This is a genomic window from Deltaproteobacteria bacterium (genome assembly GCA_009692615.1).
Taxonomy (GTDB): Bacteria; Desulfobacterota; Binatia; order UBA9968; family UBA9968; genus DP-20.
Map to the genome: position 1 here is coordinate 1 of SHYW01000147.1, position 10,349 is coordinate 10,349.

Annotated in this window: 11 protein-coding genes; all 11 read right to left on the bottom strand. The window is 56.1% G+C overall.

Going from position 1 to position 10,349, the window contains the following annotated elements; translation table 11 throughout:
* Positions 1 to 175 precede the first annotated feature (175 nt).
* Entirely contained in the window at positions 176 to 1,123 is a 948-nt protein-coding gene (locus EXR70_23320) for an ABC transporter substrate-binding protein (GenBank protein ID MSP41427.1), read from the bottom strand.
* Positions 1,124 to 1,174: 51 nt separating this feature from the next.
* Positions 1,175 to 1,882: an alpha/beta fold hydrolase gene (locus EXR70_23325; protein ID MSP41428.1), complete on the bottom strand. Its 708-nt coding sequence runs from the start codon at positions 1,880 to 1,882 to the stop codon at positions 1,175 to 1,177.
* A 1-nt stretch (position 1,883) separates the two neighbouring features.
* Positions 1,884 to 2,552, bottom strand: a complete 669-nt coding sequence (locus EXR70_23330; GenBank protein ID MSP41429.1) for a hypothetical protein — start codon at positions 2,550 to 2,552, stop codon at positions 1,884 to 1,886.
* A 34-nt stretch (positions 2,553 to 2,586) separates the two neighbouring features.
* The gene (locus tag EXR70_23335; protein MSP41430.1) at positions 2,587 to 3,624 is read right to left on the bottom strand and encodes a hypothetical protein; all 1,038 of its coding nucleotides are present in this window, start codon (positions 3,622 to 3,624) and stop codon (positions 2,587 to 2,589) included.
* Positions 3,625 to 3,667: 43 nt separating this feature from the next.
* Complete coding sequence (locus EXR70_23340; GenBank protein ID MSP41431.1) at positions 3,668 to 4,648, bottom strand: ABC transporter substrate-binding protein; 981 nt, start codon at positions 4,646 to 4,648, stop codon at positions 3,668 to 3,670.
* Between the two features lie 50 nt (positions 4,649 to 4,698).
* The gene (locus EXR70_23345; protein MSP41432.1) at positions 4,699 to 5,394 is read right to left on the bottom strand and encodes a hypothetical protein; all 696 of its coding nucleotides are present in this window, start codon (positions 5,392 to 5,394) and stop codon (positions 4,699 to 4,701) included.
* A gap of 24 nt (positions 5,395 to 5,418) precedes the next feature.
* The gene (locus EXR70_23350; GenBank protein MSP41433.1) at positions 5,419 to 6,372 is read right to left on the bottom strand and encodes a transporter substrate-binding domain-containing protein; all 954 of its coding nucleotides are present in this window, start codon (positions 6,370 to 6,372) and stop codon (positions 5,419 to 5,421) included.
* A 77-nt stretch (positions 6,373 to 6,449) separates the two neighbouring features.
* Positions 6,450 to 7,439, bottom strand: a complete 990-nt coding sequence (locus EXR70_23355) for an ABC transporter substrate-binding protein (protein ID MSP41434.1) — start codon at positions 7,437 to 7,439, stop codon at positions 6,450 to 6,452.
* A gap of 38 nt (positions 7,440 to 7,477) precedes the next feature.
* The gene (locus tag EXR70_23360; protein MSP41435.1) at positions 7,478 to 8,578 is read right to left on the bottom strand and encodes an amidohydrolase; all 1,101 of its coding nucleotides are present in this window, start codon (positions 8,576 to 8,578) and stop codon (positions 7,478 to 7,480) included.
* A 43-nt stretch (positions 8,579 to 8,621) separates the two neighbouring features.
* Complete coding sequence (locus tag EXR70_23365; GenBank protein ID MSP41436.1) at positions 8,622 to 9,719, bottom strand: amidohydrolase; 1,098 nt, start codon at positions 9,717 to 9,719, stop codon at positions 8,622 to 8,624.
* A gap of 12 nt (positions 9,720 to 9,731) precedes the next feature.
* Positions 9,732 to 10,349, bottom strand: a 618-nt coding sequence (locus EXR70_23370; GenBank protein MSP41437.1) for an ABC transporter substrate-binding protein, incomplete at its 5' end; no start/stop codon positions are given.

Below are 10,349 nucleotides of genomic sequence, written 5' to 3' on the forward strand. Positions count from 1 at the left end.
GAAGACCTTAATGATCGCTGAAATGAGTTTCAGAAAACTCGATGCACCCCAGCTTGTAGACAAAGTCGCTCGTGGTCAGAAGTACGCAAACGGTCAGGAGGTTCGGGTCGCTGCCTAATTCTTTTTACCCACCAATTGACAACGGCTCTCTGTCCAGCGATATTTGCGCTGCCGGTTATGGGATAACTTCGCGCGCCAGGGAAAAATCGACGAACTTGTCGAAGTTCACCGGCTTGCCCTCGAACGGGCTGCCGAGCAGAGTGTTGTCGAGAGCTTTCTGTGAAGCGATGCCGCTTCTAGTCGCGTGCTTGACGACCAGATTGTAAATATAGTCCACGGCGCTGGATTCAATGCCGCGCAGATTCTTTTGAATAATCGCCTTGGTTTCAACTGGACTACGCGCCATGAAGTCCAGCGCCCGCAGCACAGCACGCACCACCTGCTTGGCTTCCTCGCGGTTGGTCTGGAGTTTTTTCTGGCTAGTGCCGAGTCCGGCGAATAACGTCTCCATGTAGTCGCCCAACGGCAGAATGGTTTTTTGGCCGAGCTTGTGGGCGATCAGATTGGACGGCACTTGCAGCACCGCCGCCGCGACCACGCCGGCGTCGAGGGCGGAGATGCGCGCCGCGTCGGTGCCGGCGCCGACGGCGATTAATTTGACGTCCTTGTCTGGGTCGATATTGTTCGCCTTGAGCGCGAAGCGCACGGCGTACTCGGTGGACGCACCATAGCGGCTGATGCCCACCGGCTTGCCGCGCAGATCGTTCAGCGTGCGAATTTCCGGCCGGGCGACGAGATCGAAGAAGGTGCGATTGTAAACGCCGAGGATCGTGGTCAGCGGCGCGCCCGCCACCGCCGCGCGTAGTACGCTCGACGAACTTTGTATGTAATCAACGTCGCCGGTGATCAGTCCTTTGAGCGCAATATCCGAGCGCATGACGATGTATTGCACGCTCAGTCCGACCTCGTCGAAATATTTTCTATCGATGGCGACCCAGATCGGTGTGTTGGTGAGAACCACGGACGAGGTGGCAATGACGATATTCTTGGCGTGGGCGTGGGCGCCGAAGATAGCGCAGGTGAGCACAGCAACAATCAAGAAAGTCAGTATCTGGGTTTTCATTTCGACAACTCCTTGGGCTGGCCAAGCGTCATGCACCAATTCCAACCAGGGCTATTTCTGCCCCTCGAACCAAGCGACGATGTCGGCGAGCACTGGCGCGCGGTCGACGTTGTTCAGATGATGATTGCCGCCTTCGACGGTTCGGTGTTGCGCCACCGCGAGCAATTTTTGGTGGAGCAATTTGCCATGTTCATAGGGCACCGATTCATCGGCGGTGCCTTGGACGATCAGTACCGGCTTGGGTAAGTTCTCGACGATCTCCAGAGCGTTGGCGGCGCGGAAATGTTTTTCTTGCAGCGGGCCGAAGCGGGCTTCGAGAATCGCCCGGGCATTCTTGTTGTCTTCGAGGATGCGCGGCAACGAGCAGAACGGCGCGATGGCGACAGCACCCGAGAAGCAGTTGTACTGGGTTGCCGCAACCAAAGACATGGTGCCGCCGGTGGATTGCCCCATGGCCCAGACTTTCTTGACGATGTTGGTGAGCGCGGCGGCGCAGGCGGCCATATCCACCGGCCACATGCTTAAATCGGCATGGCCGGTTGAAGCGCCGTAGCCTCGTTGCTCGAAGCGCAGCACGGTGTAGCCGCGTTCGGACAGCATACGCAACAAGTCGTCATAGGGCGTGCCGCCGCCCCAGCCATGGCAAAACACGATGCCCTCGCCTCGGCTTTGTTGCGGCGTCCACATGGCGCAGTTGAGTAAAGCTTCGCTGCTTCTGACGAAGAAGGATATGGGCATGGTCAGCTCTTTCGTTGCCAAGTCAGTTCTTCATGAATCGTTCGTACAGGCCGTTGGTGCCGATGACTTTAAGCTGCAAAGATTTTTTCGCCGCCAGTGTGGCTTTGCGCTGCAACTCGTCGGTGGTGGCGTAGTGTCTCAATACATAGGTGCCAAGGTTGGCGTGCGCGTCTTCTTCCTCGTCATGCTCGCCATAAAATCGCAATAGCGATGGGTGGGGGTAATACTTCTTGGCCGCTTCGAACATGCGGTTGCCGGCCCGAGTGTTGGTGCGCTCGTTGCCGAAGTTATTCGCCGCGGCGATCTCGACGATATGGCCGCGTGACAACCAAAAGTAAAAATAGGGTGTGGTGAACTCGGGGATCAGTTCGATGCGGCGCATCTCTTCCGGGTCGCGGCCGATCTCCTTGGCGAACTCGACCAGATATTCCGGGTGGGGCGCCTCTTCATGGGCATAGGCGATGTATTTCAAGGCCAGATCGGGGTCGTGGCAACGCTGAATCCAAGCGCACATGATCGACGGGATATGTTTGAGATAGGCGTACCATTGAGACATGACTTGAAACAGCTGTTCCTGGCTTAGTTTGCCGCTGCACCAAGCATCGTAATAGGGCGAAGCGATAATCTCGCGGCGCAGCGGTTCGAGCTCCCGATCCAACCATTCGACAAATTCATCGCCGGACATTGTCATAGGACTTTCCTTCCTGAGTTGGAATTATACCAGGTCATCTGAGATCTTCGGGGATGATCCGCCCGTCATCGACGATGGTTTGACCGTCGAGCTCGAACTTGGCGCGGCGCAGGATCAGGTCTTCGTGCGCCATCGTCTTGTTCTTACCGCCCAAGCGGTAGTTGGCGCCGAAAGCGATCTGAATGTTTCCATAGGTCGAGCGCACTTCGCGGGCGCCATCTTCGGTGCCGCGTTGGGCGATCTCCGACCAGTGCGCGCGGTGGTCGGTGCCCCAGCCGATATGCGAGATGATATACGCTTCGGGATCGTTGGCTTGCTCCAAACGGTCTTTCAGCAACACGGCATCGACACCGCCGTCGATGCTCTTGATCGTACCGTTCGCCACTTCTATGCGTATCGGCTCGCTGACGTAGCGGCCCAACATGACCAGTAAGTCGCCGACATCGAGTACCAGCGTGCCATTGGCGGTCTCTTCTTCCGGCGCGCAGTAGAGAAATCCCGACGGCCAACTATCCCAACGGCCTTTCTCGTCGCTGATGCCCAGCTGGGTCAATCCTTTGCGGCCTTTTTTGCGCATGGTCAGATTCGCCCCGGCCGTGGATGTGAGGCGAATTTCCGCCGCGCGTTCGAGCCAGGCAGCGCCATTGGCGGTCCGCCGGCGCACTTCTTCGGTGGGAAAACATCGGCGCAATTGATCTTCGATCGCTTTGACTTGCAACACGCGAGTGCCGCCAGCCAGGACCTCGGTCAAGCCTTCGCCGTAGATATACAACGTGCTGCCGGTGGACAGATCGATGACAAAGTCGGCATTCTTGAGCACGCGAATCACCGGCGCGAGGTCGTTGTTTTTACCGTCGCCCAGAGGCAAGAACGGAATCTTCACTTCGAAGACGCTGCCGGCCAATTCTTTGGCCGCGGCGAGAAAGGCGGCAACATAGTTGGGATTGGTCCGGGTGTCGGTAAACAAGACGACAGTTTCTCGGCGTTGGACTTTGCAAAGGCGCAATTCCGCCAACGTCAAGCCGACGAGATCGCCGCCCATCTCAGCCGTGATCGGAAAACGAACGGTCATAGGATTTCTCCCTGATTAGTAAAACTGACAGATGCTCGGCGCATTACTTATCCGCTTCCTTTTCCAATTGGCTGACATACTGGCTGTCGATCAGATTATTGGCCGCCAGTTTGGCGACATTGGCATCTGATCGCCCAAGAAAATCTTTGACGACACGAACTCCCTCGACGGCGGGAGACGGCACGTCCTTATAGAGCGGCGCGTGGACGCGCCAGGTTTCTTCCAGTACCGCCTGATCTTTGATCTGCATGAACTGGGCGAGCCCTTTCATCGCCGCTTCCTTATTGGCCTTGTATAACCGCAGTCCTTTGCCCATGGCCGACAGCACTTTGTAAACTTCAGCGCCCTGGCGCTGTTGTGTGCCGCGCAAAACCACGAAGGAGGCGGCGGAAGACGGAATGCCGAGACTGGAGAGATCGACGAGTAAATTCAAACCCGCCTGCTTGGCGAGCAGCGTGAGCGGCGGGGCGACGAAGGTCGCCTGCACGATGCCGCTCTTGAGCGCGGCAAAACGCGAAGTCTGCGCGCCGATCTGGATCAGCGAGACATCTTTTTCCGCTGTCAAATTTAGTTTCTCTAAAACCGTGCGTGCGAGGAATTCCGTGTAGTCGCCCAGACGGTCGATGGCGAGTTTGGCGCCCTTCAACTCCGCCGCTGACTTGATCGCCGAATGGGTGATCAGCGTGAGCACTTCCTTGTCCATCACACCGCCGACGAACTTGACCTCGGCGCCCTGGCCGGCGGCGCGGATCGGACTCGCCGCGGCGACGATCATCATTTTGATATCGCCGGCGAGAAACGCCTGGGTGATCTGCGGGCCGCCGATGTAGACAAACTGTGGCTGGATGCCTTGCTGTTCAAGCAATCGTTGCTGCTGAATCAAACCGATGAAGCCGTAGGTGCCGCCGTTGGATGAGTATCCGATCGGAAAGTCGGCGAGCGGCGCCGCGGCATGGCTAGCAGCGCCGAAATGGCTGGATGCCAACAATACCGAGAGAGCGATGAGTTGATACATCGCGATCATGCTTTTTCCCCTCCAACGGACGGGCCCTCAATCAACAAGCCAAACATGGATTAGCCCGCCTTACTCCCGCCGGAGGGCCAGTCGGTGATGAACCGTTTGCATAGCCCATTCTGGCCGAGAATTTTCAACTGCAACGATTTTTTCGCCGCCGCCGTGGCCTTGGCTTGCAGCTCATCGGTGGTGGCGTATTTTTTCAACACGTAAACACCGAGATTGGCGTGGTCGCCTTCTTCCTCGGCGTGGTCTTCGAAAAACTTGACTAGCGACGGGTAGGGGTAGTACTTCACCGTCGCGTCGTACATGGCGTGTCCCTTGCGGGTGTTGGTGCGCTCGTTGCCGAAGTTATTGGCCGCGGCGACCTCGACGATGTGGCCGCGGGACAGCCAGTAGTAAAAATAGGGTGTGGTAAATTCCGGGATCAGCACGGCTTGGCGCATCTCTTCGGGGTCGCGCCCGAGTTCCTTGGCGAAGGCAACAAGGTACTCGGGGTGTCCGGCTTCCTCGTGCATGTAGGCGATATATTTTTGCTGCACGTCGACGTAGGGGCAGTGTTCAATCCAGGCCGCGAGAATATGCGGGATCTCGCGCAAGTAGGCATAGCGCTGCTTCATCAATTCGAAAACTTGGTCGATGCTCAGTTTGCCGCTGCACCAGGCTTCGAAATATATCGACCCCGAGGCTTCACGGCGCAGCGGTTCGAGCTCGCGGTCTAACCACTCGACAAACTCGTCACCGGATCTTGGCATGGCTTATCCTCCCAGCAGACGTTATCACTTAATTCCCAATTCTTTTTGCGCTTGATGGAGCAGAGTGAAATCCCGCACATCTGGTGCGGTTTTTGGCTTTATGCTCAGTGTTTCCCATTCATTGTCAGTGATCTCGCCGTTGCGGCTAAGGGTCAGCAGCAACAAATCGTAAGAACCCACCGCTGCCTCCTGGGATAGATGCAGCCACTTTGTCATCACCTCAGCGGTTTTAGTTTTGTTCTCGAAGATAAACCGATGCGACTTGAGCAGCGCGCGATTTAACTGCTTGATCGCTTGCGGTTTCTCCTTGAGCAGCCGGGTGGCGATTGCGATACCGGATAACGGCCGCGCCCGCTGCACATCTTGGGGACCCGCCAACGGGTTAAAGCCTAAACTCATCAGCTGCAAATGGTGCGGCGGCGCGATGGCGATGGCGTCGACGGCGCCAGCGCGCAGGGCTTGGATTCGCAACGCCTCGTTGCCCAAGCCAAGAAACGTGACGGCGCTCAGGTTCATGCCTTTATTGCGCAGCATCTCTTCGGCGCTGACATGGTCGACCGAAGTTAAATTAGTAACGCCAATTTTCTTATTGGTGAGATCTTGAATGCTTTTCAGTTCGGGCCGAGCCATCAAAAAGAAGGCGCCCTTGCGTACTGATACGAAGACAAATTTGAGCGGAAAGCCTTGGACAATCGCTTGCAGGGTATTATTAAAAGTCGTCGTGAAGTCGATGTCCCCGTTGGCAAGGGCGATGGGCGCCAGCCGTGGGTTGACTTGGATCAATTCCACGTCCAAGCCCTCTTCCTTGTAGAAGCCGTGCGCCATGGCTACTTGGAACGCAATGGACGTGCTCGGCGCCGAATAGGAGATTTTGATTTTTTGCAGCTGGCCATTGGCTTCCCGCGGTGCCAGCGACCAGAGGAGGCCGAGCGCGACAAGGATCCGAATCGAACGGGCGGTGGGCTTCGATGCACTCATGGGATCTTCCTCCGAAACGTTAAGATGCGCCGATTCGATCGATCAAACTATTTTATGCCGTGCCCATTTCTGCCTATTCATTTCCCTGGTCCCATTTCCCGTCTGAGTCGGTCGACAAATCGCAGATCGACAATCTCGTCAACGCTTAGTTTTGCGACCTTGGGATCGTTCTGTCCGAGGAAGTCCTTAACCATGCGGATCCCCGTGAGTGCTGGGGCGGGAATATCTTGAAAAATCTTCGCGTGACTGCGAAAGGTTTCATCGAGGGCTTCGGGGTCGTTGACCTTGAGAAATCGCGACAAACTGCGGATCGCTAACTCTCGATTGGTCTTGAAGGCGCGCAGCGCCCGCGTGATTGCGCGCATGACGCCGTAGACTTCTTTTTCCTGGCGTTCCGCCGAGGATTTCATAATGACGATGGAACCGGAGGTCGAAGGAAATCCTAGATCAGCCAAATCGATCAACGGCCGAAAACCAGCCTTCTTGGCGATCAAGGTCAGCGGCGGCGCCACGAAAGTCGATTGCACTTGGCCAGTGCGCAGCGCCGCGAACCGGCCGGTCTGGCCACCGATTTGCAGCAAGACGACATCCTTTTGCGCTTCCAAGCCGAAACGTTCGAGCACTTTGCGGGCGCGAAAGTCAGTATAATCACCGAGCCGGTCGATGGCCATGCGTGTGCCTTTGAGTTCAGCCGGTTTGGTGATCTTCGGGTCGGCGACGATGGTAATGTTCTCTTTGTCGGTGACGCCGCCGATAAAGCGCAGCTCCGCTCCTTGCGCCGCCGCGCGCACGGGACTTGCCCCGGCGACTAGGGCCATCTTAATATCGCCGGCGATCAAAGCTTGGGTGATTTGCGGGCCGCCAATGTAGACAAACACCGGGCGTATGCCCTCTTGTTCGAGAAGGCGCTGCTCTTCGATGAGCGAAATAAACGCATAGGTGCCGCCCAACGAAGAATAGCCGATGGGGAAGTCAACCTGCGCCGGCGCGTTCGGGACGTGAACGCAGTAAAACCAAAGGGAAACGGCAAAAAACAGTCTTGTCACCGAAATGATCCGCTGACTCACAATTGATTATCCTCTCTATCTTGTTAATGACTTTGGACCTAAGAGATCCCGTACAACCGCGCGGGGTTGTGCCAGAGAATTTGTTCTTTGACCTGATCCGAGATGTCGCTGCGTTTCCTGAATTTTGTTACTGAGTGAGGAAAATCACAGTCACCGTGGGGATAATCCGAGGCGAATAACAGCCGTTCAGCGCCCAATACTTCAACCGTATGGGATAAACCATCTTCATCAGGTTCGCAGGAGACATAACAGCTCTCGCTTCTGACATAGTCGCTGGGTTTTTTCGGCACGGCCGTGGGCTTATGCATCGCACGGGAATAATGATCGTCCATGCGCCACATCCAGTAGGGCAGCCAGGCGGCGCCGATTTCCAAAAAGACAAATTTGATTCTTGGATACTTCTCCATCACGCCGCCGCCAATCAAGGTCATAATGCCGATCATCAAGTTAAACGGCATGCCGACCATGTGGATGTAAAAGTAAGGGTCCTTGAATCTTTCCTGGCCGGGACTGTCGAAACAACCGGTGATCCAGTGCACGCCCACCGCGGCGCCGAGTTCGTTGGCTTCACGGAAAAACGGCTCAAAAAATGGATCATCGAGATTGCGCGGTCCGACCGTACCGGTTATCACGACGCCAACCAGGCCGAGATCTTTGATCGCTCGCCTTAGTTCCTTGGCCGCCTCTTGAGGATTTTGCAGCGGAACCGCGGCGATGCCTTTGACCCGACCATTGAAAGCTTGGGACTTCTCCTCGGTGTAGTTGTTGTAGGCACGGCACATGGCGGCAGCGAGCTCACCGTCGTCGAGATGCGACGCCATCGCCATAATATTCGGATAAGCGACCTGGATATCGATTCCTTCTTTGTCCAGGTCCTTTAAGCGGCCGGTAACATCATCAAGGCCTGGCGAATTGATCGCCATGTCGGGTTTGCCCTTCTTAAAAAGATAACCGTTGGGGGTGCCATGGCCAAAATTCCCCACCGGCCGCGGAAAGAGCTTGCCTTCGATCATCCAATATTGGACCTTGCCAACCAGCACGACTTTGGGCCCGCGATCGCGAAATTCTTTCTCCAAGTAACGCTCGAACAAATCATCAGGTTCATTAGCATGGCCATCGGCGTCGATAACTTGCTGCATGGATTGATCCTTTCACCTTGGCGGGCTAGGCGGCGTGATGGCTTTACGACAGGCCATAAAGCCGCGCGGCATTTTCCCACAGAATGCGTTCTTTTAACTCGTCGCTGATATCCTTACGCTGGCGCAACTTGGTGACAGAATATGGGAAGTCGCAATCGCCGTGCGGATAGTCGGAAGCAAAGATAATTCTTTCCGCGCCGAGTATGTTGGCGCTGTGGGCTAAACCTTCTTCGTCCGGTTCGCAGGAAACAAAACAACTTTCGCTCTTGACATAAGCGCTTGGCGGCCTGGGCAGTGTCGGCAGTTGGTGTGAGCTTGTCGTGTAATGATCGTCCATGCGCCACATCCAGTAGGGCAGCCAGCCAGCGCCGATTTCGAGAAACACAAATTTGATTCTTGGATACTTCTCCATCACACCGCCGCCGATCAGGGTCATGATGCCGATCATCAAATTAAACGGCATGCCGACCATGTGAATGTAGAAGTAGGGATCTTTGAAGCGCTCTTGCCCGGGACTGTCGAAGCAGCCAGTGATCCAGTGCACGCCGACGGCAGCGCCGAGCTCGTTGGCTTCACGGAAAAATGGCGTGAAATAGGGGTCGTCAAGATTTCTTTCGCCGACGATACCCGTGACTACCGTACCTACGAGTCCAAGATCTTTGATCGCGCGGCGCAGCTCTTTGGCAGCCTCCGTGGGATTCTGCAGCGCAACCACCGCGACTGGTTTGACCCGGCCGTTAAATGCTCGGGCTTTTTCCGCGGCGTAGTTGTTGTAAGCGCGACACATGGCGGCGGCGAGCTCGCCGTCGTCGAGATGCGACGCCATCGCCATGATGTTGGGATAAGCGACTTGGATGTCGATTCCTTCCTTGTCCAAGTCTTTGAGCCGGCCGGGCGCATCGTCGAGGGATTGAGTCATGGTCGCCATGCCTTTCTTGGCTAGATCGGTGCCGAAGTAACCACTTGCGCTGCCATGACCAAGGTTGCCGACCGGCCGCGGCAGAAATTTGCCTTCAACCATCCAGTATTCGATGTTGCCGACGGGGACGATTTTCGGGCCACGATCACGGAATCCACTTTCCAGGTATCGGTCAAAGAGATCGCGGGGTTCGTTACAGTGTCCGTCGCCGTCGATGACCATTGGAGTCGCGCCTTACTTCAGGCCCAATTCTTTTTGCGCTTCGATCAATAAGGAACGGTCGGCAATCTGCGTGAGCGGGAACTTCTTGTCAAGCTTCGCTCTCGTCAGCGCTTCGTCAAGCGCTGCTTGCAGCGCGTCGTTGGTCATGGTGCCGTCTTGGCTGTATGCCGGGAAATAGCCTTCGAACATGCCCGCCGCAGTTTCCCGGTCCGAGCGCGAGTAGGCGGCCAGTATGTCGATGGATTCCCTTTTATTATTTTGGATAAAGCGCAACGCCTCAATGGTCGCTTTGATCGTGCGCTTGGCTTGATCGGCCGACTGCTGGATTTTTTTATCCGTGACGATTACCGCGTTCTGCGGCAAATTGGTAAAATCCTTGGCCCACGCGATGACTTTATAATTTTTCTTCGCGCCCCAAATGTTCAACGGCGGTCCGCCGATCACCGCCTCGACGCGGCCAGCGTCCAGCGAGGCGATGCGACCGTTATCGTCGCCGGATGGAATCAGATTGACATCCTTGCCAGGTACCAAACCGAAACGACGCGCCATGACATCGGCGACCATGTGGGTGGTGCTGCCGAAGTAACTGATGCCGATGTTTTTGTTGCGCAGATCGGCGACTTGTTGGAT

Excerpts from the sequence above, each read along its gene's own strand:
- EXR70_23320 (MSP41427.1), bottom strand. The coding sequence starts at position 1,123 with ATGAAAACCCAGATACTGACTTTCTTGATTGTTGCTGTGCTCACCTGC.
- EXR70_23330 (MSP41429.1), bottom strand. The coding sequence starts at position 2,552 with ATGACAATGTCCGGCGATGAATTTGTCGAATGGTTGGATCGGGAGCTC.
- EXR70_23335 (MSP41430.1), bottom strand. The coding sequence starts at position 3,624 with ATGACCGTTCGTTTTCCGATCACGGCTGAGATGGGCGGCGATCTCGTC.
- EXR70_23340 (MSP41431.1), bottom strand. The coding sequence starts at position 4,648 with ATGATCGCGATGTATCAACTCATCGCTCTCTCGGTATTGTTGGCATCC.
- EXR70_23345 (MSP41432.1), bottom strand. The coding sequence starts at position 5,394 with ATGCCAAGATCCGGTGACGAGTTTGTCGAGTGGTTAGACCGCGAGCTC.
- EXR70_23350 (MSP41433.1), bottom strand. The coding sequence starts at position 6,372 with ATGAGTGCATCGAAGCCCACCGCCCGTTCGATTCGGATCCTTGTCGCG.
- EXR70_23360 (MSP41435.1), bottom strand. The coding sequence starts at position 8,578 with ATGCAGCAAGTTATCGACGCCGATGGCCATGCTAATGAACCTGATGAT.
- EXR70_23365 (MSP41436.1), bottom strand. The coding sequence starts at position 9,719 with ATGGTCATCGACGGCGACGGACACTGTAACGAACCCCGCGATCTCTTT.